The organism is Tamaricihabitans halophyticus (assembly GCF_004340875.1).
Taxonomy (GTDB): domain Bacteria; phylum Actinomycetota; class Actinomycetes; order Mycobacteriales; family Pseudonocardiaceae; genus Tamaricihabitans; species Tamaricihabitans halophyticus.
In genome coordinates, this window is record NZ_SLXQ01000003.1 from 40,997 (window position 1) to 62,499 (window position 21,503).

Here is a 21,503-nt window from a genome sequence, read left to right on the forward strand (position 1 = left end):
GCGCTGGACTTCTGGCATTACTGTGGGGGCGCGCGTTGGCGGGACGATAGGAGTGGCGATGTCCCAGGGACTACCGGACTTCGCGGCGATGGCCGAGGATGCCGAGCGGGTCGAGCGGAAGGCTCGAGCGCTGTACGAGGAACACGGCCCGACGATCGCGCAAGTGACCGGCGACCCGGGAGCCGATGGCCTACTGGACTTCGTCACCGCCACCGCACTGGGGACGGAAGCATGCCACGCATGGGCACGCGGTGATTTCGAGACAGGCAACGATTTCCTCGAACGAGCGAACGGCTACTTGGACAGCGCGCGCAAAGCGGGCGAGTAGGCTACCGACAGTTGGTTGAGAATTCGCAAACATTTCCCGTGAAAAGCTGGCCCTGCGAAGCAATTACGGGAGCAATATGGATATGGAAAAAAATTCCCTGCGCTGTTCGTCGATTTACCTCTGTGGAATAGCGGGGTTTGCCTGCTAGCTTTGCGGCTGTGTCCGTAACGATCGACACTCCGGTGGGCTTGTTCGACTGTGACCTGCTGCTCGGCGGCTCGCCGGGCCTCGAAGGGAAGACGAGCCCGGACGAGTTGCGCGCCAGGTTGGACAGCGCGGGTATTGGCGGCGGGTTGGTCAGCTCAATGCGCGCGTTGTTGTTCGACCTGACCGGTGGAAATGACGAGGTATGCGCGCTCGCCGAAGCTTATCCGGAGTGCTATCCGGCGGGCGTACTCGATTTAAGGGACCCGGTTGGCGCGGCCGCGGAGATCGAGCGACTTGCGGAAAATGGCGTGAAAGCGTTTCGGATTACCCCGGATGCACAGCGGGTACCGCCGACCGCGCCCTCGTTGCACTACCTGGCCAGCGTGCTTGCCGAGCGCGGGTTGGTTGCGTTGGTGGAAGGCGATCTGCGCACCCTGTGGCAACCCTTCGTCGGCCGGGACGCGAAGGTGGTTTTCCTCGACGCCCGAGTAGATGATCTTGGCGACCTACTGCTGCTTTGCCGGGACGAACCCGGATTTCACGCAAGCACGCGGATGTTGACCGGAGTGGAAACACTGGAGAAGGCGGTGTACCGGCTTGGCGCGGAGCGACTGTTGTTCGGTTCCGCTGGGCCGCTGTACGAGGTGGCGCCGACCGCGCTGCGGCTGCACTGCTCCGGACTGGGGTCCAGTGAAGTGGAACTGATCGCCAGCGAGAATGCCCGCCGGCTGCTGCGGCCCTGATCGTACGGACTGCCTGCACCGGGCGCGGCGATGCACGAGCACCATCGGTGCGGCTTAGACTGCGGCAATGTTCGTGCAGCACGAGGGAACCCGATGAACCCGCCCACGATTGGTGTGGTCGGGCCGAGCGACCTCGTCGCGCAGCTCGCCGAAATCGTGCGGAACAGTGGCAAGTGTCCGGTCGTGCCGATCGCCTATCAACATGAGAACGAGACGGTCGGGCTGCTGCGCGAACACCACGACGCGGTGGATGCCTGGCTGTTCACTGGGATCGTGCCGCATACGATCGCGCGCGCCGCCGCGGCCGTGGAACACCCGGCGGAACATGTCTCCTACAGCGGGGTCACCCTGCTGAGCATTGTGGTGCGACTGCTTTCCGAGGGCCGCGCGGTCCGCGCGCTGAGCGTGGACACCCTCGGCGCCGACGAGGTACGGGAAACCCTGGATGCGGCCGGGCTGGCGGACACCGCGACCGAGGTCTTCGAGTACCGGGAAGGGCAGACCAACGCGGAACTGCTCGCCTTCCACCGCGCCGCGCGGAAACGCCTCGGGCCGGACGCGATCGCGCTGACCTGTCTCGGCTCGGCGTTTCACGCGCTACACGACGAACTGCCCTCGGTACGTATGGTTCCGTCCATTAGGGATACCCGGGAGGCCGTCGCTTCGCTGCTGCTCAAGACGCAGAGCCATCGCTACTCCGATGCGCAGGTCGCGGTCGGATTCGCGGAACTCGACGAGGCGCGAGTGAGCCTGGCACCGCTGCTCAGCAGGCTCGGCGCGAGCAGCTTCGAGCTGGACGACGGTCGGCTGGCGTTCGTCACCACGCGCGGCCCACTTTCCGCCGCGACGGCCGAGTTCAGCTGCCTGCCGCTGCTCGCGGGGCTGACCGCTCCAGCACATATCGGCATGGGTGTTGGTCGTTCGGCAGCCGAAGCCGAAGCCCTCGCGCAGGCCGCGCTCGGCAGGGCGCAGGAAGCAGACCAGGTTGCCGGGGCGGTTGCGCTGCCCAATGATGTGCCACGGATACTCGATTCCGCACCGGAGGCGGAGGTGGGCACGCGCGATCTGCGGCAGCTCGCCACCCGGGCCGGGGTCAGCAAGCAAACCCTGCTGACGCTGCGCTCGATGCTTGCCGATCGACGCTCGGGCGAAGTGACCGCGCAGGATATCGCCGAGGCCTTCGGGGTACATGAACGCAGCGCCCGCCGACTGGTGAAACAGCTGGAACGGGCGGGAATCGCAGTGCCGAGCGGACGCCGGATCAACGGCCCCGGCCGGCCGCTGGTTGTTTACGACTTCAAGCTATAACGGGAGGTTCGGTGCACGCGGCAACGAAGGCGCTGATCGACAAGCTGCGACACGGCCTGGTGCCGGCGGCACTCACGCCGATGGACTCGCATGGTCAGGTGGACGTGCACGCGCTGGAGGAATACGCGATCGCGCTCACTGGCGCGGGCATCGCCGGCGTGGCGGTATGGGCGCATACCGGCAGGGGCCTGTACCTGACCGAGGCGGACCGGCTGCGCGTGCTGGACACGTTCCGGCAGGCGAGTAAGCGGCCGGTGATCGCCGGCGCGGGAGTGCCGGTTGGGGCGACGGATTCCTATGAGCTGGCCACGCTGCGGATGGCCGAGCGGGCCGCGGCGCATGGCGCGGATGCGCTGATGGTGTATCCGCCGGCCGCGCTGCGGGATGTGCCGCAGCGGGAGGCGGATCTGCTCAAGCTGCACTGCCGGGTCGCCGAGCTCGGCTTGCCGATCATCGGTTTCTACCTACACGATGCGGCCGGCGGGTACGAGTATCCACAGTCGCTTGTGGACGAACTGCTGACGATACCGGAACTGGCCGGGATCAAGGTCGCCACGCTGGACAGGGCGATCGGCAGTCAGGACACGTTGCAGCGGATCCGTGCCGTCTCCGATCGGCTGGCGATCACCGGCGAGGACCGGATGTTCGGGCCCTCGCTGATGTGGGGCGGGGACTGTGCGCTGGTTGGTATCGCGGCGGCCAGGGTAGAGCTCTCCAGAGCGTTGCTCGAGTACTGGTTCGCCGGTGATTACCCGGCGTTTCACGCGGCCTCGACGCGGCTGGACGAGTTCGCCGCGCGGACCTTCCGCGCCCCGATCGAGGGTTACGTGCAGCTGATGTTCGATGCTGCTGTCCAAGATGGACTAATCCCTGAGCAGGCCGCGCACGATCCATACGGCCCGCTTCCGGTCGGCGCGCTTTCCCTCTAACCTCGCTAACCTTAAAGAACGCGGTCACGCACAGTCACCGCAAGATCCTTAAAGATTGCGGTTTTGTGGGGTTGGCTGCGCGGTGGCTTAGCCGAATTCGGCGGTGGTGACGATCGAGTTGACGGCATTGCTGGTGTCGAGGGACAACGGCTCGCCCTTGCCGTCTGACTGCACATAGAAGAGCAGATCACCCTTGCGCAGCAGGTAGTACTCGATCTCGGCGTGCCCAGCCCGACCCTCGGCCAGCCAGAGACCCTCATCAACCCGCTCCGCTACCGTCGTCACCGTGGGTCCGTGATGCCGAACATCGACGTATGTCACGTCTTCCCGATCCAGCTCGCGAACCTTGCGTGCGTACAGCTGCCTTGCCGCGCTCACACTGGGCAATTGGTGCAGTCGCACATCGACGACCTGCTTGTCGTAGTCGTACTTGATGTGCTGCTGGGAGCCGAGTTCAGCCTCAGCGGACCCATTGACGCCTTCGGGCGCGGCAAAGGTGAACGGTACATGCGAGGCGGCCTGTTCGCCGGTGCCGACGCCGGAGATCTTCGAATCGTCGAACTCGATGCTCTCCGCGAGCTGATGCACATCGTCCCACCAACCCTCCGGCGGCTCGGTGTCCGCCGGTACGAACGCGCTCACCGTCGCAGTGACGGCATCCTTGGCGACCATATAGAACCGCATCGTGCCGGCTCCGAGCTCGCTGTCCTCCGCATGCTCTTCCTCACTCCACTGGCCGGGTTGCCCGTCGGCCTGGAACGTCTTCGGCTCGACGCGCCGTTCCTGCCACCGTTGCTCGTTCTCCGCAACCAAGGCCGAAGCGTCCCGATTCTCCTCGTCGATCCGGAAACCCACGGTCAGCTCGGTCGGTTCGGACTGCAGCTCGACGGTCCCATCGCCGTACCAGAACAGGTAGCTGTCCGCTTCCGTGTCGAAGGTGTAGGTCACCGGCGCGGGGAAGTCGACGCTGAACCGGTTCTCCTCGTCGCTGGCGACGGCTTCGCCCGAGGTCGTGCTACAGGATGTGGTCAGTACGGACAAGACCGCGATACTTGCGATCACGCCGATCCGCGAACCTGGCCGCATGGGTCTCCTCGCTCAGTTGCTTGATACCCACCGAGGATACGGCCAGGACGCGAATCGACCTCACGTCGCTGGACGGTAACGAAGCAGTTCCGCTCCGTCGTTGGCGAACACATCACCGTTGCTGTGCACGAACATCCGGTAAACCGGTCGATCGGTCAGCACCTCGGACTCGCCGGATTCGCTGTCCACCTTGGCCAGACCAAGGTTCGGGATCGACGCGTAGAACGCGCCGTCGGCTTCGTTGTAGTCCAGGTCGCCAACCGCGTACGCGCCGTCGATCGGCCACTCGTAGTCCGCATGCCGCTTCTCGGAAAGCACCGAACCATCCTCAGTGGATACCTGGAACACGACCCCTGCGGTGAGACCCCACAGCGTGCCGTCCGGGCCGAAGGCCAGATCCGAGACCGTGCGCTCGCCGGCCACCGGCACCGTTTCCCACAGCTTCTCGCCGCGCTCGATGTCCCAGGCGAACAACTTCGCCTCGGTCTGGGTCTCCTCGGCCCCATAGCCGCCATACACCGAGGTGCCGACGTACAGCACGCCGTCGCGGTGCGCGATGGAGATCACGCTCTGCTCGGGCACCGGCTCGGGGAACTCGGTGTTCTCCCCGCTGGCGATATCGTGCAACACCAGCGAGCCGCCGAGATAGCCGCTCTTGTTCACCGTGCCGAAAGCGAGCCTACCTTCGCCCGCGCCGACTATCGCAAATGGACGGTCGCCATTACTCGCGTCGCCGTTGTAGATCTCGCTCGGGTTGACCTTGCCGCCCTCGTCGATATTCGCCCACTCCCACGGCTGGTCCCGGTCGTAGGAGTACACCCGCCCGCGTGGGTAGGCACCGAGATAGACCCGCTGGTCATCCGCGTGCATGCCCATCACCTCGGAGAACCGGTGATCCTCCCGGACCTCGCCGGATTCCGGGTCAACAGCGGCGAACGCGCCTGTTCCGGTGCCGCCGGTGAGCACCTCGCCGTTCTGGCCTTCCTCGAGCGAACGCATCCGCACCGGGTTCGTTTCGATCTCCGATTCGAACACGTCATGCTCGCCGGTTTCCGGGTTGTACCGGAACACCTCGCCGGTCCACACCATGCCGAGCACGGATTCGCCGGGGTAGTCGTCCACGGTGCCCAGTCCGAGGGAGCGCAACTGCGCGGTGAACTCGAACTTCAGCGAGGTGGGGGAGACCTCCCTGGTTTCCGGGTCGTACCCGGTGAGCACGCCGTCCTGGGCGAAGTAGACCTTGCCGTCCGAAGCGCGTTGCGTCACGTCCAGCCCGCTTACCCCGTCCAGCGAGTCGATCCATTCGCCGGTGCGCAGATCCTTGACGAGCAAGGTGCCGATCAGGCCGGTCTTGGTGAGCCTGGTGAACAGCAGATCGCCGACGATGTTGATGTCGTAGACGACCTGGTCGGGGTCCGTGCCCTCGGGTAGCTGGACCTCGCTGCGCTCGCCACTGTCCACATCGATCGCGACAAGATGGGCATGTGGCTGGGTTCCGGCATACAACGTGTTGCCGTGCAGGCCGATGCTGCGTACGTAACTCTGCCCTTCGGCGGCTTGCCCGTAATCGTGCACCTCGTCTGTTCGCACGTCGTAGCGGAAAACCTTGCCACTCGGGTAGGTGCCGCCGTACACATTGCCCTGCTCGTCAAAGGTGAGCTTGTAGAGGTGGCTCTCCGATTCGAACAGCCTGCCCAGGTCTTCCAGCTCGTCCGCGCCCTGCTGCCAGCGAAGCAGCTGTCCGGAGCCGGTGGTGGAGATGTAGACGGTGCCGTCTGGTGCCACCGCGACGCCGTAGGAGTGCACCCCTCGGCCGAGGTCGAACTGGTGTTTCACCGCGCCGGTGTTCGCGTCCACCACGTAGAACACGCCCATGTCGTTGTCCCGGCTGGCAACCGTGTACACCTCCGGTTCGCCAGTCGCGGACTCACCGACCGCGCCGCCAACCGTGGTGGCGTAGCTCATCGGCACACCGAGCGAGGTCAGCTCGCCAGTGGGTCTGGCAGCGGCGGTCCAAGCGGGCAATGCGGTGAGCAACAGGGCGAGTACGACTGTCGCGGCGATCCGGCGTCGGCGGCGCATGGCACTCCTTCGTGCTGGGACGACTCCGCAGCATATTTACGGACGTGACCGAAATTAGCCAGAGTGGAGATTGCGCGTCAAGACCTCGCCTGTCGGAGAGCTCGTATGAACTGGATGCCCGACGTGAGTCCGGAACACTGTGCGGGGCGCCATTTTGGTTGCACTCGGTCACCGCAATGTCCCCAAGGATTGCGGCCAGGCGGCGTTCTCCATGGAATGAGATTACGGAAAGTAACTAGACGAGGACGGGGATGCGCGCTGGGGTTTCAATGAGGCGTAGGGGGAACCAATTCGTTCACTGGCGCACCGAATTGCGTGTGATTAAGGGGAACAGCGTGCAAAGGTTTGTGACCGGGGCGGTACTGGCGGCAAGCGTGCTGCTGTTGGCGGCCTGTAATGACGACGAGCCGAATCCGGCTGCGAACGAAACGACCAGTCCGGCGCCGACGTCGAGCTCGGCACCAACGTCCAGTTCGGCGCCCACGTCGAGCGCACCGCCGACGAGCGAAGAGCCAGCGCCGACCGAGGAACCGGCCGGCGACCCGCCGGGTACCGAATGCGAAACCGTGGTGATGACCGCCGCGGACTTTCCCGCGTACGTCTTCATCCGCGAGGGCGTAGTGCCCTGCAGCGAAGCGACCAGGGTGATGCAGGACTACTACCTCGCGCTCGGCCGGGGCGAAGCGCCAGGTGCCGGCGGCGGTGGGCCGGTGCAGGTGCGGGATTGGACCTGCACCAGCGGGCCGGCCACCGACCCGGGCTCGACCTGCACGACCGCGGACGGTCGCAAGATCGAGGCGGAAATCGAGGCTTAAAGCCCGGGAGCCCTACCAGTTCTGCTGGTTGGGGAAGGTGTTTCGAGCCGGGAACGCCTGCTGGATCGAGCTGGTATGTCCAGCGGGCGGCCCGGATGCCTCCGGCCAGATCGACTGGCCGGGTGGCGGCTGGTTGGTCGGCATTCCTGGTGGTGGCACGTTAAGCGGCGGCTGCGGTTGCGCGTGTCGGCCAAGTGCCCGACCGACCGGCGGCAGCAGCACCAGCACCATACCGAGTAGCCAGGCCGCGCCGGCCGCGATCGGTACCACGGTGTAGCCGGCGAGATTGTCGCCGAACAGCGCGATCGCCGTGTACGCGTAGTAGCCGGCAACCAGCAGGCCAAGCACGGCCAGCATCGGGCGGCCGATCCGGAAGCGGCAGGCGAGTAGCACGGCGAACACGAGGGTCAGCGCGCCGACCGCCATCGTCACGATGAGCGCGAAGGTGACATCACCGGTTACCGCTTCGCTGAACATGAGGCCGAGCACGCCCGAGAACAGGTGCAGATTCGTCGGCGCGCCGTCGAGCGACACGATTCCGGTCGCAATCGCGAAACCAGCGCAGGCAATGAACAGTGCGGCGGTCAGCCTGGCAAGCAGGGCGCTCGGCCGCGCGGCTGGCGGGTAGCTGGGCTGTCCCCCGTAGGGCATACCGGACGGTGATGGCCAACCCTGTTGTGGGTAGTTCATGTAACGAGTTTCCTTCACTCGAACGGGGGACGCATCTATTCGACCGTGCATTGTCGGTTAAATTCAAGCACTCGGAGTGAAGAGGTTACGCAGAATCTCCCGGTCGGGCTTACCCGGCCCGCGTAATGGGAGCTCGGGCACGAACACGAACTGTTTCGGGACGGCCGCCTTGCCAACCTGTTCGCGCACCGCCCCGCGCAACTCCTCGAGATCTGGTTCCGAGCCGGTTGGCACTACCGCGGCGCCCACCGCCGCGCCCCATTCGCGATTCGGGACGCCAAGCACGCACACTTCGCGCACCCCGGGCACTCCGGCCAGTGCCCGCTCAACGAGTACCGGTGGCACATTGACTCCGCCGGTGACGATCATGTCGTCCGCCCTGCCCAGTACCTCCAGCCGGCCGTCCGGCAACAGTCTGCCGAGGTCTCCAGTATGGAAGCGACCGCTCGCAAACGCTTGCGCAGTCTGCTCCGGTTCGCCCCGGTAGCCGTGCGCCAGCATCGGGCCGGCGATCGTGATGGCCCCCGAACCATCCGGGGTAGTGGAGTCGACCTCGATTCGCACTCCGGCCAGCGGATGCTGGTCGTAGACGCAGCCTCCGGCTGTTTCACTCATGCCGTAGGTGGTCACCACCGGTACGCCGTGTTGTTCCGCGCGAGCGCGCAGGCTGCTCGGGGTGGCCGCGCCGCCGAGTAGCACGGCGTCGAACCGGCTCAGCGCGGCGAGTCCGGCGCCCCCTTCGTCCAGCAGCCGGACAAGTTGGGTCGGCACCAGCGCGGTGTAGTGCCGGCCCGGCTCGCGAAGTACCCGCTCAGCGGCATCCGCAAACGCTTGCGCACGGAAGCCTCCGGCCAGCGCCAGTACGCCTGGCTCGGTGTTCGCGAGCAGTGCACGGATCAACACCTGGATACCGGCGATATGGTGCGCCGGCATCGCGAGGAGCCAGTGCCCCTGCCCGCCGAGCCGCGCGTGTGTCGCGTTCGCCGAGGCGCGTAGTGCTTCCGCGGACAGCATCACCTGTTTGGCGAGCCCGGTCGAACCGGATGTTTCCACCACGACCGCCGTCGTGTCCTCGGCACTGCCGAGCTGCCCGAGTACGGCGGGATCACTACCCGCGGCGCCCGGCAGCAGTGCCGGGCCGGTGCCGGCGAGCGCGGCGCGCAGCGCGGGCAGCACCTCGCGTACCGCCGGCCCGTCCGGCATGGGCAACCGGCGGAGCTCCCGCATCAGAAGTACCAGGGGAACGGGGTGAAGTCCGGCGTGCGCTTTTCCAGGAAGGCGTTGCGGCCCTCGATCGCCTCGTCCTGCATATAGGCGAGCCGGGTGGTTTCGCCGGCAAACAGTTGCTGCCCGACTAGGCCGTCGTCGATCGCGTTGAAGGCGTACTTGAGCATCCGCTGCGCGGTTGGCGATTTGCCGTTCACCTCGCGGGCCCATTCGAGCGCGGTGGTTTCCAGCTCGGCGTGCGGTACTACCTCGTTCACCGCGCCCATCTCGTATGCCCGCTGTGCGTTGTACTCGCGACCGAGGAAGAAGATCTCCCTGGCGAACTTCTGCCCGGTCTGCCGGGCCAGGTAGGCAGAGCCGAAGCCCCCGTCGAAGCTGCCCACATCCGCGTCGGTCTGCTTGAACATGGCGTGTTCCGCGCTGGCCAGGGTCAGATCGCAGACCACGTGTAGGGAATGGCCGCCGCCGGCCGCCCAGCCGGGCACCACCGCGATCACCACCTTCGGCATGAACCGGATCAGCCGTTGCACTTCGAGGATGTGCAGCCGGCCAGCCCGCGCCGGGTCCACTGTTTCAGCTGTTTCACCGGCTGCGTACTGGTATCCGGAGCGGCCGCGAATGCGCTGGTCGCCGCCGGAGCAAAACGCCCAGCCGCCGTCCTTCGGGGATGGCCCGTTTCCGGTGAGCAACACGCAGCCGACGTCCGAGGTCATCCGGGCGTGGTCGAGTGCGGTGTAGAGCTCGTCCACGGTGTGCGGACGGAAGGCGTTGCGTACCTCCGGTCGGTCGAAGGCGATGCGAACCGTGCCGTGCTCGACGGAACGGTGGTAGCTGATGTCCGTGAACTCGAAACCTGGAACGGCGCGCCAAGCGGCGGGATCAAACAGTGCGGCGGTCATGGTCGTTGACTCTATTGGCCGCGAGCACGCCGTTCACCAAGCGGTGCTGCGGGAGTGTGCCTCAAGTTCAGGGGTAGGAGATACGTCCGGGCGTAGGTTGCGGGGCGGGGCGGCGCGCGGGAATCCGGGGTCGCACCGTGGCGCCAGCCGGTGCCGTGCTGGACATCGGGCGTGCCGGTGTCCGCACTGGCGGTGCCGGATAGGACTTTGCCTCGGTCCGGCCCTGCCCGGGTTCCCAGTCTAGCGAGCTGGTGCCGACCAGGCCGACCTTATGTGCCACCGCCGCCGCTTCAGTGCGGTTTGCCGCACCGAGCTTGCGTAGAATCCGTAGTACGTGTGAGCCAACGGTGGCCCTGGTGATGTGCAGCTTCTTGGCGATCCCGGAATTCGAGTACCCGTGTGCCATGCAGACCAACACGTCGTGTTCCCGTTCGGTCAGCTCGGCGAGCTGGGTGCAGGTGGGTGTATTGATCATGTCGACCAGCTGCCGCTGGTGTTTGGTGAGCACCGCTGGCGAGACGAAAAGTTGGCGTGCGGCGGCGGCGTGTACCGCAGCGGCGAGCAGCCACGGTGACTCGTTCGGTAGCACGATGGCGGCTATGCCCTCGGCAAGGCAGCGGCCAATCTCCTCGTCATCGGCGGGACAGATCGCCACGATCGGCTTGAGCGCCTGACGTTCGGTGTCCCGGGACAGTGCTCGCCAGGTATGCGAACGAAGCAACGTGCTTGATCGCAGCATCCATACATCGGTGTGTTCGCCTGGCCGTGCATTTGCCGCTTGCTCGGCACTTCTGGCGGTCTGCTTGATATTTATGTTGAACCGATTCAGGTCCAGCGCGTGTAGCCAGGAAAAACAGAACGCGCTACCCGGTTGAGCTTGCTCTTCGTCAATTAACCCGACAGTGACCACAATGAGCCCCAGTGATTTTGGCCATCGCTAACGATGGGCTCGGAATTTTAGTATTGGCCGATTCTGGCAGTGGCTAAACAACTTGGTTAACTATATTCCTAGTCTTGGTATATCTGGGAAATTTAAAACCAACTGGGCCGAAACAGTAGCGAAGCGGGCCAGCGTACGCAGTGCAGTGTGATCTGCGTCACTATCTATCCAACCAAAGTAGGGGTTTGGCTGGCTTCGAGTTAGTGGCTTGCGATTTTGTGTTGGTTACCGGGAACATGAGACATGAACCCTTTTCAGGAATTACCGGCGGTACCAGCGTTTCATTTTCAACTATTTGTTGGCGCAAGCAGTACCGGGAGTTGCCGTACCGAGCGCAGGAATGGGCTCGTCAGCCACTCCAACTCGGTGGTTCGGGCATTCAGCCGAACGTTCGGGTATCGCCGCAGCACTATTCGTAGGGCGACTTCCGCTTGCTGGCGGGCGTAGCTGGCGCCGAACGCGTGATGCGCTCCGTAGCCAAAGGCGAGATGCCCGCCCGCGCACCGGGCGACCTGCTGCATATGTGGATCGCCGAAGTCCGCTGGTGGCCTGTCGGAGAGCGTGAATGCGACCAGGTCACCCGGCTGGATCCGCTGATCGGCGATCCTGATCGGCTCGGTAGCGCAGCTGATGGAGCTGATGTTCTGCGCATGGTTCACCCGCAGCAGTGCCGCGACCGCTGCCGGGATTCGCTCCGGCGCCGCGCGCAGCTGATCGAGCAGCACATCGTCGGTGAGCAGCCGGTAGAACATATTGCCGATGATGCTGAATGTGGTCTCTACGGATACCACAAGTAGCAGGATTGCCCCGTGTACGACGTCTTCCTCGGTCGCGCCAGTGCGCGTGCTGATCCGGCCGCTGAGTGTGCTGAGCAGGTCCCTGCGTGGATGGACCCTTCGCGCGGTGAACAGCGCTGCCAGTTTCTCGGCGAGCTGGCCGCTCGCGGAGCGCTCGATTGCCCTGCTCGGCGACAGGATGATCAGATCAAGCCATTCGGTGACGTCCGCCCGGTCGTGTTCGGCGATACCGACCAGTTCGCAGACGCTGTGCACCGCATAGGGCATCGCGAAATCCGCGACGAGGTCGATGGAATTCTCGGTGCCCGCGAATGAGTCAAGTAAGGCATGCGTGACGCGTTCGAAGGGATCGCGGAGTTCGGTGGCCGCGCCTTCCGGGAATTCGTTGTGGACGGCCTTGTTCGCATGCTGAATAAATGAGCGCAGAACGGTCGTGTAGTGCCCAGCCCTTGCATTCATCTCCGCGTCACCACAGTCTTTGGTAAACCGTTCGCGGATCGCGGCGGAGATGGTCGCCGGGTCGGTGCTGAGCCGTGCGTCGGCGGCCATCTTCGGCGCTGCCTCATGCCCGGTGACCAGCCAGAGTGCCGTGTCCGGGCCAGTGCTGACGCGCTGCACCGGCCCGTAGGTACGCAGCGCGCGATAGGTGGAGAACGGGTCCGAAAGATCGCCGTCCCCGATATGCACTCCGCACCTCCTGCCCCCAAGGTTGCCCACGGTACGAGGGTGCCGTTGGTGATCGGATCCAGGTTTTCGGTGCTTTTTGATCTCTCAGCCGTCCGCATTCTGGTGGAGTCCCGGCGACCATGGCACGCGATATCGCCAGCGCCACTACTTTCCGTGACCGCGTTCTTTAAGGTTAGCGAGACTACTGGGTGGTTAGATCCAGCCTTCTTCCCAGGCGCGGCGGGCTGCTTCGTGTCGGGTTTGCACGCCGAGCTTGGTCATCGCGGAGGACAGGTAGTTGCGCACCGTACCGGTGGCCAGATGTGCCTGCTCGGCGATCGAGTTGATCGTGCCACCGTGCTGTGCGATCCGCAGCAGTTCCAGCTCGCGTGCGGTGAGCGGGCAGTTCGCCGCGGTCAACGCCGAGGCCGCGATCTCCGGATCGACGTAGCGGCCGCCGGCGTGCACATCGCGCAGGATCTCGGCGAGCTTGCTTGCCGGGGTGGTTTTCGGCACGAAACCGCGCACGCCCTCGGTGAGCGCGCGTTTCAGTACACCGGGCCGGGCATGCCGGGTTACCAGTACGACGGGTATGCCAAGTTCGGCGGTGCGCAACTGGTGCGCCGCGGCCAGCCCGTCCCAGCCGGGCATTTCCAGATCGAATACCGCCAGATCGGGACGGTGCTCCTGGGCCAGTCGCACGGCGGCGACCCCGTCGTCGGCTTGCGCGACCACCTCGATATCGCTTTCGAGGTTCAGCAACGCGGCGAGCGCGCCCCGGATCAGATCCTCGTCGTCGGCGAGCACGATGCGGATCATGTCGCACGCTCCAAATGTCGTGGGGTTTGCCCGGCCAGTTCGAACCGCCCTTCCGGCGTCCTGGCCGCGGTGACCTGCCCGCCGAGGGTGGCGAACCGATCGCGTAGTCCGGTGATCCCGCTGCCGGGCACGTAGTCGCTCACCGTTGCCCCGTCGTTCACCAATCGGACCTCTGTCTGTCCGTTTTGGACGTCCATGGTCAGCTTACAGTTGCGCGCGTCGCTGTGCCGGAGGATGTTGGTCGTGCCCTCCTTCACCAGCGCACCGAACAGGTGTTGCACGGGCGGTGGGATATCCGTTGGATCGCCGTGTACCTCGGTGGCGATTCCCGCCGCCCGCAACAGTTCCGCCGCATTGGCGATCTCGTTGCGCAGGTCCGTCGCCCGGTAGCCGTGCACCACATCCCTGGTGTCGGTGAGCGCCTTGCGCGCCAGGTCAGTCAGCTCGGTGGCCTGTTGCCGCGCGGCCGCGTCGTCCGTGCCGATCAGCCGCTCGGCGAGCTCGCCCTTGAGCACGATCGCCTGTAGATAGTGTCCTTGCACATCATGCAAATCGGCGGCGAACCGCAGGCGCTCGTTCACCACGGCGAGTTCCCGTTGCGCCGTCCTCGCCCGATCTACCTGGACGATCACTTCCCAGAACCACAGTTGCAGGGCATCGAGCAGCACGATGATCGCCCACAACACCATCGCGAAGCCGGCATTGACCAGCACGCTATCCAATATGGACCGATAATCGTCGCGCAGTGCCAGCCCACCGGCGCCGACCAAGCCGATGATCAGTCCAATCGGTACCGCCCGCCGCCAGCGTTGCGCGGTTGGCCAGCGCAGCACGATCGGTGCGCCAATCAGTGCTGGCAGCAACGCCCAGGAAATCGGGTTCGTCGAGTACACGGCCGCGTAAGCCCAGCTGGCGATGGCGAACCCGAGCGCGGCCAGGCCGGGCCAGTTCGCGACGTCCCTTGCTGACTCCCCGCGCATTACCTCGGTGACCAGCCAGATCCGTAGCACCGAGACGACGACCGCGGCAATGGTCAGCGGAACGATCGTGGTGAGCTCGGGCGGCGACCGGAGCACCTCGTAGATCGGAACAAGGGCGCAGATCAGCGTCATCCCGACAAGGGACCACCACGTATACCGGCGCATCCGCCGGATTCGCGGGCTCACCTCGGGGTCCCATTCGGTCATCGGGACAGCATAACCAGCCCAGCACTCATGACATCTGTCATGACTGACCAGTGTGGATTACACGGCAACCGTTGACAGCTGGCGCTACCGCGACCGGCGCGCGCTCGGCAAGCTTAACGCTATGACGAAACCAGTGATCGAGGTCAGCGACCTGCGCTGCGCCTACGGTGCTTTCGAAGCGGTTCGCGGGTTGACCTTCGAGGTGCACAAGGGCGAGCTGTTCGCGCTGCTCGGCACCAACGGCGCCGGTAAGACAACCACACTGGAAACCATTGAGGGGCACCGGAAACCATCCTCGGGCGCGGTACGAGTGCTTGGCGCGGATCCGGTCAGCCAGCGCTCCTGGGTGCGCCAGCGCTGCGGGATCATGTTGCAGGAAAGCGGTTTCGCCGGCGACCTGACGGTCACCGAGACCGTTCAGCTGTGGCAGGGCATCCTCGGCATATCCTCCATTGTGGAGGACGGGCTTGCCAGGTTGAACCTGACGCACCGCCGCGATGTACGCGTGAAGCAGCTCTCCGGCGGCGAGCGGCGCCGGCTCGACCTGGTGCTCGCCACGCTCGGCCAGCCCGAAGTGGTGTTCCTGGACGAACCGACCACTGGACTCGATCCGCAATCGCGGGAGGCCACCTGGCAGGTGGTGCGGGAGCTGCTTGCCGGGGGCACCACGGTCCTGCTCACCACGCACTACCTGGAAGAAGCCGAGCGGCTTGCGCACCGCTTGGCGATCATGCACGAGGGGCGGTTCGCGGTCGCCGGGAACCTCGCCGATGTGCTGGAAACCGAGCTTGCCCAGCTGGGCTTCGACCTGGGGGATGGCGTTCGGGTTGCCGAGTTGCCGGCACTGTTCGGTGAGCTGGACGAGCTAGCGCTGGCCGAAGGGCGTGTGCAGATCCGCACCGCGCGGTTGCAGGACGACCTGCAAGCGGTGCTCGGCTGGGCTGCCGCGCGCGGGGTAGCGCTGCGCAGGCTGCGCGCGCACCACGCCTCGCTCGATGACGTGTTCCACCGGGTCGCGGGCGGCGCCCGGGCCGAGATTTCCACGGAGGTGACGGTCCGATGATCGCAGCGGTGCAGTCGATCATGCGCGCCGAGCTGAAACTGCTTGCGCGCAATACCACCGTGGCGCTGACCGCGACCCTGCTGCCACTCGCGTTCGCTGGGGTGATGCTCGCTATGGATCAGGGTGCCGCGCATCCGATTGGCTGGGCTTACCCGATCGCCATGCAGTTGCTGGTCGTTTTCGGTGCCAGCACATATCTCACCTCGACAGCCGCACTGTGCCATCGCCGGGAGGAGTTGTATCTGAAACGGCTGCGCAGTGGCCCAGCCTCGGATGTGACGGTGCTGGTTGGCGTGTTGTCGCCAGTGGTAGTGCTTTCGCTGCTGCAGGCGGGCTTGGTGTTGCTGATTACCGGAACATTCGCCCCTGCGGCGCCGACGAATCCGTTGTTGCTTGTGCTGGTGGTGCTACTGGGCACGGTTATGTGCCTCTCGCTCGGTATGGCGACCAGCGGGTACGCGGCGACCGGCGAGCAGGCGCAGATCGTCACCATGCCGTTCTTCCTGTTGCTGGTTGGCAGTGCGGTCTGGGCTTCGCTGGATATCGCGACCGGCCTGAGCCAGCTACAGATGGTGCTACCGGGTGGGGCGGTCACCGAACTCACCCGGTTGGCCTACGGCGACGGCAGCTTCACGGCGCAGCTGACCGAGGCACTGCCGCCAATCGGCGTGCTGGTCGCCTGGACGATCATGGGCGTGGCGGTAGCGACCAAGGCGTTTCGCTGGGAGCCACGCGGCTAGCCAGCGGGATGGGGCGAGGGTTAGATGCGGCGGAATTCCTCGGCCGCGTCTTCCTCGCCCTGTTGCATGTCTTGCAACGCGGCCGCGAGCTTTTCGATGTAGCTGTCGACCTGCTGGAGCAGCGCGTCGTTATGCCGCTGCAGTTCACCGAGCGACTGCTTGGTGGCCTGCGCGTGCAACACGCTCATCGAATCTTGCGCTGGCGGCGCGGCCAGACCCACGGCTCGCGCCAGCTCACGGCCGTCTGCGAGAATCTCTTCTCGTTCGGTGCGCCATTTGCGCAGCACCGCGTGCAGCTCTGCAAGGTCGGCCGAGGAGCGTCCGGCGTCTGCCGGGACGGCGCCCGGTTCACCCGCCTCGGACATACCGCCTCCCTGGAACCGCCATTCGCACGTGCATCCGTACGTGCAATTGCATCAATCGACTAAGTTAATCCGGTCCGCCGCGATCGGCAACGCTGCGGTACTCACCCGAACGAGTTGCGTTCAGCAATCTGCTTCACTCAGTGCGTGCACAAACATCGTGGTTTGCGTATGACGCATCGGCGGCTCGGGTTAGGCCTGCTTGGTTGTCTCGCCCTGGTCGCCTGCGGCCCGTCGAGCGAGCCGGCCGAGCCGGCTCCGGCAACAACTCAGCCGCCCAGTTCCTCGGCGAAGGCGCCAGAACCGCCGGCCGAACCGGCACCGGCCGCGGATGGGCCGTGCCCGTACCTGAGCGCCGACCAGGCAGCCCAGTTGAACGGTCAGCTTGTCGGCAGTGTGCGGATCTCCGCGGGTAAGCCCCCTGCTTGCTTCTTTTACCGGGAAGACGGTGAACTACAGCTGACCAGCTGGGTATACGAAGGAAGGCAGCGGGTGGCACAGGCGCTGATCGACAAGGTCGTGCCGGTGCGGACCTCCACCCGGGCGAGCGAGCCGCCCGGGTGGGAAGGTGGCTATCTGCAACTCGAGGACGGCGCGCGCTACGCGGTCACCCGCGGTACGACCGCGGTGGTGGTGACCACCAACGAGCAGCAGTCGCTGAAGGCGCGGGAAGCCGCCAAGCAGGTGATCGCGGCCATCGCGGACTAGCGATCAGCCGCCGAGCCGGTCCCGATCGGCGAGCAGCGCGCGAGCCAGCGAGCTGTCGCAGATCAGCACGTCCACCGCGGAGCTGCGCAGCGCGCCGAGTACCCCGCGGGTCTTCTCCGGGCCAGCCGCGATGCCGACAACCATGGGGATCTGCCGCAGATCGGCGAGCGAGATCGCGAGCACCCGGTCCTCCGCCGGCCCGATGATCGCGGACCCGTTCCCGTCGAAGTAGCGCGCGCAGAGGTCGCCAGCCGGTTTGGCCGCTTCGAACTCCGCTCGCTCGTCGGTGCCGAGATTCAGCGTCTCCACGATCGCCGCCGAGGAACCCGTACCGAAGCTGCCGATACCGACCAGCGCCACGCTGACCTCGCGGGCCGACTCGAGCGCGCTGGCGATACTCGGCTCGGCGAGCAGTACGTCCCGCCCCGCGCGGGAGGTGAGCACGGCCGGCGCGTGCAGTCGCTGGAACCGTCCGCCGAGCCGACCGGCCAGATCGCGCACCAGCTCCTCGCCGGTGATCTCGGAGTCCACAGAGGATAGTCCGCCGACCAGTGGTACCACTTCGACATCCAGCCCGCCGGAATCCGGTACATGCTGCACCACGGCCTGCAGGCTGCGCCCCCAGGAAACCCCGATCCGTTGCCCGGACCGCAGGTTCTCCTGCAGCCAGCGTCCGCCGAGATCGCCGACCTTGGGCAGCGGGTGCTCGCTGCCGTGGGCGTCGGCCACCCGGCAGTCGCGTAGCCCGAACACCTCGGAAAGTTCGCGCTCCAGGTCCAACTCACGGCCGCTTGGATCGTTGATCCGGATCTCCACGATGCCACGCTCCCGCGCGGCGGTGAGCATTCTGGACACATTGGACCTGCTCACTGAGAGCGCTTCGGCGATCTCCTGCTGTGACTGGTTTTCCTGGTAGTACAGCCGAGCAGTCCGGACGAGCAGGTCCTGATCACGTGGCGGCGGCATTATGATGCGGCCGGCTCTTCGTGCGTGAGCAGGTCGGACAGTGCGGTCAGGGCATTCTCCGCGCCCTCGCCTTCGGTGCGCAGCACGATCTCCTCGTTGTGGCCAATGGCGAGACCAAGCACGGCTAGGATGCTGGTCGCGTCGACCAGTTCGCCGTCTGGCCGGCCGATGGACACCCCGCAGCCCTGCTGTGCGGCGGATTTCACGAAAACCGCCGCTGGCCGAGCGTGTAGCCCTACCTCGGAGGCAATCTTGACGCGGGCTTCGGGCATCGGGCGGCTCCCTTCAAAACGGACTCTTGCTTCCGGACGAATCGCCATGTTACACACATCACTGGCAAACGTGAAGAGTATACGCACATTAGTGCTTATGCCCGGGTGAGGTTCACCCACTCGCCATTGGCGGCGAGAGAACGGAGTAAAGCATGGACGTGCTGGCCGCATGGCTTCCGGCAGCACAGCCGACGGCACAGGAATCCGGAGCGGACGGCAGCGGCGGGGTGCTTGGCGTCTTCGAGTGGTTGGGTACGCACTTCATCGGGCTTTTCGAAGCCGCGGGTGAGCAGTTCGTTGGCCTCATCACGGGCATTCTGCCGACCTTGGTTGCGCTGCTCACTTTTATGTACGCGCTCACCCAGTTCATCGGTGAGGAGCGGGTGACGCGGGCGATCCGCTGGTCGGCGCGCTGGTGGATCACCAGGTACACGATCATGCCGATGCTCGCGGTGTTGATGCTCACCAACCCGATCGCGTTCTCCTTCGGTCGGTTCCTGCCGGAGCGGTACAAGCCGGCCTTCTATGACTCCGCGGTGTCCTTTGTGCACCCGGTGACGACGTTCTTCCCCTATGCCAACGCGGGCGAGCTGTTCGTCTGGCTCGGCGTGGCGAACGGGGTGCGGGAACTCGGCCAGTCCGAGATTCCGCTCGCGTTGCGGTACTTCCTGGTTGGCATCTTGATCATCTTTATTCGCGGGATCATCACCGAGCGGATCACCGCGTTCATGATCAAGCGCACCGGGCGCACCGAGTTGTTCCAGAACTTTGACAACGAGTTCCGCAACGAATCGACTGCCACGTCGACCGAGGGGAAGTGACGAGATGACTTCACGTGACACGCGCGCGGTCTTCGTCCGCCCCGGTTCCGGTGGTTGGGGTCGTGGCCTGCACATCGAGCCGAGCGAGCAGCGCAGGAAAGTGCTCTCGGTCACCGGCGGTGGAATCCATCCCGTCGCCGAACGGATCGCCGAGCTGACCGGCTGCGAGGCGGTTGACGGCTTCAAGACCAGCGTGCCGGACGAGGAAGTGCTCTGCGCGGTGATCAACTGCGGTGGCACTGCCCGGATCGGCGTCTATCCCCGCAAGCGCATCCCGACGGTGGACGTGTTCGCCGGTGGCCCCGGTGGACCGCTGGCCAAGTTCATCACCGAGGACATCTTCGTGTCCGCGGTCGGCGTAGCCGAGATCGAACCAGCCGAGGCCGGTGAGATCAGCGAGGGAACCGAGGCGCCGGTTGCCGCTTCGGCTGGCGCTGCCACCGGCACGGCGGAAGCCGAAGGTGGCTCGGCGAGCGGCGGTGGAGGCGGTACGGCTACGGCTACCGCGACGGCGCCCGCGGAACCAGAGAACACCGGCTGGTTCCACCGCATCTCCGGCGTCTTCGTGTCCTTCGGAACGGCCGTCGGGTCGTTCGTGAACACGTTCCTGTCCGCCGGGCGGCAGACGGTCGAGCTCACCCTGCACACGATCCTGCCGTTTATGGCCTACGTGAGCCTGCTGCTCGGGTTCGTGCACTACACCGGCGTCGCCGAGGCAATCGGCAGGGTGCTGTCGCCGATCGCCACGAACCCGTTCGGGTTGGTCGCGATTGGACTTGTCACCGCGCTGCCGTTCCTTTCCCCGATCCTCGGGCCGGGCGCGGCGATCGCGCAGGTCATCGGCACGCTGATGGGTAGCCAGATCGCGATCGGCGCCCTGCCGGTGCAGTACGCGCTGCCTACGCTGTTCGCGATCAACGGGCAGGTCGGCTGTGACTTCGTGCCGGTTGGGTTGGCGCTCGGTGAAGCGAAACCGGAAACCGTATCGGTGGGTACCCCGGCCGTGCTGATCAGCCGCATGATCACCTCGCCGCTTGCGGTGATCATCGCCTGGGCCGCCAGCTTCGGGCTTTAGACCAGTCGAAAGGAGTCGGGATAATGACGAGCGTGGGTATTGACGTGTACTACGAGAGCTCAGTGTTGCGGGTCGGCGCGGAAGCCGCGGACATGGTGGAAGGCGGCGTCTGGATCCTGTACGCCGACCCGATCCCGGACGCGCTGGAAGAGGTCAGCATCGTGCACGCGCCGACCGGCGAGCTGACCAGGGAGATGCGGGCCGGCGATCGACTCTGGCTTGGCGAGGACTCGGTTGAACTGACCGCTGTCGGCGAGCGGGCGAACGAGAACCTGCGCACGATCGGGCATGTGGTGATCTACCTCGATCAGGAGGACACTCAGTTGCTGCCGGGCGCCGTGCATGCCAAGGGCAGCCTCCCGGCGCCGGTCGCCGGGACGTCGCTCCGGCTGACCGCGCCATGAGCTGGCAGGCGGTCGTCCTACTGGTCGGCGGGTTCGTGGTGGCCGGCATTTTCAGCTGGCTACAGCACTACGCCTACCAGCGCACGGTGAACCAGGTGGCGACCGAGGAGAACCGCTCCGGCGTGGTGCTCGTCACCGGACGGGGCAAGGGCAAGCTGCGCGGCGCCGTGGTGCTGCTGGTAATCGACCGGCGCGGCAAGGAGGTTCGGCGGGCCCTCGCGATGCGTGGTGCCTCGGTTTTCGCGCGGTTCCAGGAACGTCCGGAGCTGTGCGGCCCGCTTGATGGCTTGGCTGATCGGGAGCAGAGCAAGATGCTGCGCAAGGCGATCGAGGACGCCGTGGCGAACTTCAAACGCGTGACCGCGGGTGCCCGTCCCGCGGTGAAGGCATAACCTGATCGGGTGAGTGAGCGGGGTTCTGGCTTGAGGA

At 65.5% G+C, this 21,503-nt stretch carries 24 protein-coding genes; 12 read left to right on the top strand and 12 right to left on the bottom strand.

The genetic code is table 11. The features are described from left to right. Positions 1 to 58: 58 nt before the first annotated feature. The 4 genes from EV191_RS10500 (at position 59) to EV191_RS10515 (ending at position 3,455) form a co-directional block, all read left to right on the top strand. Positions 59 to 328 carry a hypothetical protein gene (locus EV191_RS10500; protein WP_132876791.1) on the top strand — a complete coding sequence of 90 codons (270 nt, stop codon included), beginning with the start codon at positions 59 to 61 and terminating at the stop codon, positions 326 to 328. Positions 329 to 486: 158 nt separating this feature from the next. Further along, on the top strand, positions 487 to 1,218 hold the full coding sequence (locus tag EV191_RS10505) for an amidohydrolase family protein (protein ID WP_132876792.1): 732 nt from the start codon (positions 487 to 489) through the stop codon (positions 1,216 to 1,218). Positions 1,219 to 1,311: 93 nt separating this feature from the next. Further along, positions 1,312 to 2,526: a helix-turn-helix domain-containing protein gene (locus EV191_RS10510; protein WP_165912907.1), complete on the top strand. Its 1,215-nt coding sequence runs from the start codon at positions 1,312 to 1,314 to the stop codon at positions 2,524 to 2,526. Between the two features lie 11 nt (positions 2,527 to 2,537). Beyond that, positions 2,538 to 3,455, top strand: a complete 918-nt coding sequence (locus EV191_RS10515; RefSeq protein WP_207894495.1) for a dihydrodipicolinate synthase family protein — start codon at positions 2,538 to 2,540, stop codon at positions 3,453 to 3,455. A gap of 87 nt (positions 3,456 to 3,542) precedes the next feature. Here the strand turns inward: EV191_RS10515 and EV191_RS10520 are convergent, their stop codons facing one another. Both EV191_RS10520 and EV191_RS10525 read right to left on the bottom strand, forming a co-directional pair. Then, a complete protein-coding gene (locus EV191_RS10520; protein WP_132876794.1) occupies positions 3,543 to 4,541 on the bottom strand; it encodes a hypothetical protein in 999 nt (332 codons plus the stop codon). Positions 4,542 to 4,601: 60 nt separating this feature from the next. Beyond that, entirely contained in the window at positions 4,602 to 6,623 is a 2,022-nt protein-coding gene (locus EV191_RS10525; RefSeq protein ID WP_132876795.1) for a PQQ-binding-like beta-propeller repeat protein, read from the bottom strand. Positions 6,624 to 6,958: 335 nt separating this feature from the next. Between EV191_RS10525 and EV191_RS10530 the strand changes: the two genes are divergently transcribed. After that, positions 6,959 to 7,438: a hypothetical protein gene (locus EV191_RS10530; protein WP_132876796.1), complete on the top strand. Its 480-nt coding sequence runs from the start codon at positions 6,959 to 6,961 to the stop codon at positions 7,436 to 7,438. Between the two features lie 12 nt (positions 7,439 to 7,450). Here the strand turns inward: EV191_RS10530 and EV191_RS10535 are convergent, their stop codons facing one another. The 7 genes from EV191_RS10535 to EV191_RS10565 form a co-directional block, all read right to left on the bottom strand. Beyond that, positions 7,451 to 8,128: a hypothetical protein gene (locus EV191_RS10535; protein WP_132876797.1), complete on the bottom strand. Its 678-nt coding sequence runs from the start codon at positions 8,126 to 8,128 to the stop codon at positions 7,451 to 7,453. A 63-nt stretch (positions 8,129 to 8,191) separates the two neighbouring features. Next, a complete protein-coding gene (menE, locus tag EV191_RS10540) occupies positions 8,192 to 9,355 on the bottom strand; it encodes an o-succinylbenzoate--CoA ligase (RefSeq protein ID WP_132876798.1) in 1,164 nt (387 codons plus the stop codon). Then, positions 9,355 to 10,254 (bottom strand): 1,4-dihydroxy-2-naphthoyl-CoA synthase, encoded by a 900-nt coding sequence (locus tag EV191_RS10545; protein WP_132876799.1) that lies wholly within the window; start codon positions 10,252 to 10,254, stop codon positions 9,355 to 9,357. The genes menE and EV191_RS10545 overlap by 1 nt, the downstream gene beginning before the upstream one ends. Positions 10,255 to 10,321: 67 nt before the next feature. Continuing rightward, the gene (locus EV191_RS10550; RefSeq protein ID WP_132876800.1) at positions 10,322 to 10,993 is read right to left on the bottom strand and encodes a helix-turn-helix transcriptional regulator; all 672 of its coding nucleotides are present in this window, start codon (positions 10,991 to 10,993) and stop codon (positions 10,322 to 10,324) included. A gap of 488 nt (positions 10,994 to 11,481) precedes the next feature. Further along, positions 11,482 to 12,678: a cytochrome P450 family protein gene (locus EV191_RS10555; RefSeq protein WP_132876801.1), complete on the bottom strand. Its 1,197-nt coding sequence runs from the start codon at positions 12,676 to 12,678 to the stop codon at positions 11,482 to 11,484. A 192-nt stretch (positions 12,679 to 12,870) separates the two neighbouring features. Continuing rightward, on the bottom strand, positions 12,871 to 13,476 hold the full coding sequence (locus EV191_RS10560; RefSeq protein ID WP_132876802.1) for a response regulator transcription factor: 606 nt from the start codon (positions 13,474 to 13,476) through the stop codon (positions 12,871 to 12,873). Next, on the bottom strand, positions 13,473 to 14,663 hold the full coding sequence (locus tag EV191_RS10565; RefSeq protein WP_132876803.1) for a sensor histidine kinase: 1,191 nt from the start codon (positions 14,661 to 14,663) through the stop codon (positions 13,473 to 13,475). The genes EV191_RS10560 and EV191_RS10565 overlap by 4 nt, the downstream gene beginning before the upstream one ends. 121 nt (positions 14,664 to 14,784) lie before the next feature. On the opposite strand from EV191_RS10565, the gene EV191_RS10570 reads away from it, so the two are divergent. Both EV191_RS10570 and EV191_RS10575 read left to right on the top strand, forming a co-directional pair. Next, on the top strand, positions 14,785 to 15,726 hold the full coding sequence (locus EV191_RS10570) for an ABC transporter ATP-binding protein (RefSeq protein ID WP_132876804.1): 942 nt from the start codon (positions 14,785 to 14,787) through the stop codon (positions 15,724 to 15,726). Next, positions 15,723 to 16,466, top strand: coding sequence for an ABC transporter permease (locus EV191_RS10575; RefSeq protein WP_132876805.1), 744 nt, complete (start codon positions 15,723 to 15,725; stop codon positions 16,464 to 16,466). The genes EV191_RS10570 and EV191_RS10575 overlap by 4 nt, the downstream gene beginning before the upstream one ends. Before the next feature lie 20 nt (positions 16,467 to 16,486). Here the strand turns inward: EV191_RS10575 and EV191_RS10580 are convergent, their stop codons facing one another. Next, positions 16,487 to 16,831 (bottom strand): hypothetical protein, encoded by a 345-nt coding sequence (locus EV191_RS10580; protein WP_132876806.1) that lies wholly within the window; start codon positions 16,829 to 16,831, stop codon positions 16,487 to 16,489. Positions 16,832 to 16,999: 168 nt separating this feature from the next. Between EV191_RS10580 and EV191_RS10585 the strand changes: the two genes are divergently transcribed. After that, positions 17,000 to 17,536, top strand: a complete 537-nt coding sequence (locus EV191_RS10585) for a DUF2020 domain-containing protein (RefSeq protein WP_132876807.1) — start codon at positions 17,000 to 17,002, stop codon at positions 17,534 to 17,536. A gap of 3 nt (positions 17,537 to 17,539) precedes the next feature. Here EV191_RS10585 and EV191_RS10590 read toward each other — a convergent pair whose 3' ends face one another. Both EV191_RS10590 and EV191_RS10595 read right to left on the bottom strand, forming a co-directional pair. Then, positions 17,540 to 18,502: a sugar-binding transcriptional regulator gene (locus EV191_RS10590; protein ID WP_132876808.1), complete on the bottom strand. Its 963-nt coding sequence runs from the start codon at positions 18,500 to 18,502 to the stop codon at positions 17,540 to 17,542. After that, entirely contained in the window at positions 18,502 to 18,774 is a 273-nt protein-coding gene (locus EV191_RS10595; RefSeq protein WP_132876809.1) for an HPr family phosphocarrier protein, read from the bottom strand. The genes EV191_RS10590 and EV191_RS10595 overlap by 1 nt, the downstream gene beginning before the upstream one ends. Positions 18,775 to 18,926: 152 nt before the next feature. On the opposite strand from EV191_RS10595, the gene srlA reads away from it, so the two are divergent. Genes srlA through EV191_RS10615 form a run of 4 tightly spaced genes read left to right on the top strand, consistent with a single transcriptional unit; the run spans position 18,927 to position 21,466 of the window. Beyond that, complete coding sequence (gene srlA, locus EV191_RS10600; RefSeq protein ID WP_132876810.1) at positions 18,927 to 19,595, top strand: PTS glucitol/sorbitol transporter subunit IIC; 669 nt, start codon at positions 18,927 to 18,929, stop codon at positions 19,593 to 19,595. Between the two features lie 4 nt (positions 19,596 to 19,599). Beyond that, the gene (srlE, locus tag EV191_RS10605) at positions 19,600 to 20,670 is read left to right on the top strand and encodes a PTS glucitol/sorbitol transporter subunit IIB (RefSeq protein ID WP_132876811.1); all 1,071 of its coding nucleotides are present in this window, start codon (positions 19,600 to 19,602) and stop codon (positions 20,668 to 20,670) included. Positions 20,671 to 20,693: 23 nt separating this feature from the next. Then, positions 20,694 to 21,074, top strand: coding sequence for a PTS glucitol/sorbitol transporter subunit IIA (locus tag EV191_RS10610; RefSeq protein WP_243658877.1), 381 nt, complete (start codon positions 20,694 to 20,696; stop codon positions 21,072 to 21,074). Next, positions 21,071 to 21,466 (top strand): transcriptional regulator GutM, encoded by a 396-nt coding sequence (locus EV191_RS10615; RefSeq protein WP_132876812.1) that lies wholly within the window; start codon positions 21,071 to 21,073, stop codon positions 21,464 to 21,466. The genes EV191_RS10610 and EV191_RS10615 overlap by 4 nt, the downstream gene beginning before the upstream one ends. Positions 21,467 to 21,503: the final 37 nt, after the last annotated feature.

What these genes read in the sequence shown, in the direction of transcription:
- EV191_RS10500 (WP_132876791.1), top strand. Translation starts at nt 59, where the DNA reads ATGTCCCAGGGACTACCGGACTTCGCGGCGATGGCCGAGGATGCCGAG.
- EV191_RS10510 (WP_165912907.1), top strand. Translation starts at nt 1,312, where the DNA reads ATGAACCCGCCCACGATTGGTGTGGTCGGGCCGAGCGACCTCGTCGCG.
- EV191_RS10520 (WP_132876794.1), bottom strand. Translation starts at nt 4,541, where the DNA reads ATGCGGCCAGGTTCGCGGATCGGCGTGATCGCAAGTATCGCGGTCTTG.
- EV191_RS10525 (WP_132876795.1), bottom strand. Translation starts at nt 6,623, where the DNA reads ATGCGCCGCCGACGCCGGATCGCCGCGACAGTCGTACTCGCCCTGTTG.
- EV191_RS10535 (WP_132876797.1), bottom strand. Translation starts at nt 8,128, where the DNA reads ATGAACTACCCACAACAGGGTTGGCCATCACCGTCCGGTATGCCCTAC.
- menE (WP_132876798.1), bottom strand. Translation starts at nt 9,355, where the DNA reads ATGCGGGAGCTCCGCCGGTTGCCCATGCCGGACGGGCCGGCGGTACGC.
- EV191_RS10545 (WP_132876799.1), bottom strand. Translation starts at nt 10,254, where the DNA reads ATGACCGCCGCACTGTTTGATCCCGCCGCTTGGCGCGCCGTTCCAGGT.
- EV191_RS10550 (WP_132876800.1), bottom strand. Translation starts at nt 10,993, where the DNA reads ATGCTGCGATCAAGCACGTTGCTTCGTTCGCATACCTGGCGAGCACTG.
- EV191_RS10560 (WP_132876802.1), bottom strand. Translation starts at nt 13,476, where the DNA reads ATGATCCGCATCGTGCTCGCCGACGACGAGGATCTGATCCGGGGCGCG.
- EV191_RS10565 (WP_132876803.1), bottom strand. Translation starts at nt 14,663, where the DNA reads ATGACCGAATGGGACCCCGAGGTGAGCCCGCGAATCCGGCGGATGCGC.
- EV191_RS10570 (WP_132876804.1), top strand. Translation starts at nt 14,785, where the DNA reads ATGACGAAACCAGTGATCGAGGTCAGCGACCTGCGCTGCGCCTACGGT.
- EV191_RS10575 (WP_132876805.1), top strand. Translation starts at nt 15,723, where the DNA reads ATGATCGCAGCGGTGCAGTCGATCATGCGCGCCGAGCTGAAACTGCTT.
- EV191_RS10580 (WP_132876806.1), bottom strand. Translation starts at nt 16,831, where the DNA reads ATGTCCGAGGCGGGTGAACCGGGCGCCGTCCCGGCAGACGCCGGACGC.
- EV191_RS10585 (WP_132876807.1), top strand. Translation starts at nt 17,000, where the DNA reads ATGACGCATCGGCGGCTCGGGTTAGGCCTGCTTGGTTGTCTCGCCCTG.
- EV191_RS10590 (WP_132876808.1), bottom strand. Translation starts at nt 18,502, where the DNA reads ATGCCGCCGCCACGTGATCAGGACCTGCTCGTCCGGACTGCTCGGCTG.
- EV191_RS10595 (WP_132876809.1), bottom strand. Translation starts at nt 18,774, where the DNA reads ATGCCCGAAGCCCGCGTCAAGATTGCCTCCGAGGTAGGGCTACACGCT.
- srlA (WP_132876810.1), top strand. Translation starts at nt 18,927, where the DNA reads ATGGACGTGCTGGCCGCATGGCTTCCGGCAGCACAGCCGACGGCACAG.
- srlE (WP_132876811.1), top strand. Translation starts at nt 19,600, where the DNA reads ATGACTTCACGTGACACGCGCGCGGTCTTCGTCCGCCCCGGTTCCGGT.
- EV191_RS10610 (WP_243658877.1), top strand. Translation starts at nt 20,694, where the DNA reads ATGACGAGCGTGGGTATTGACGTGTACTACGAGAGCTCAGTGTTGCGG.
- EV191_RS10615 (WP_132876812.1), top strand. Translation starts at nt 21,071, where the DNA reads ATGAGCTGGCAGGCGGTCGTCCTACTGGTCGGCGGGTTCGTGGTGGCC.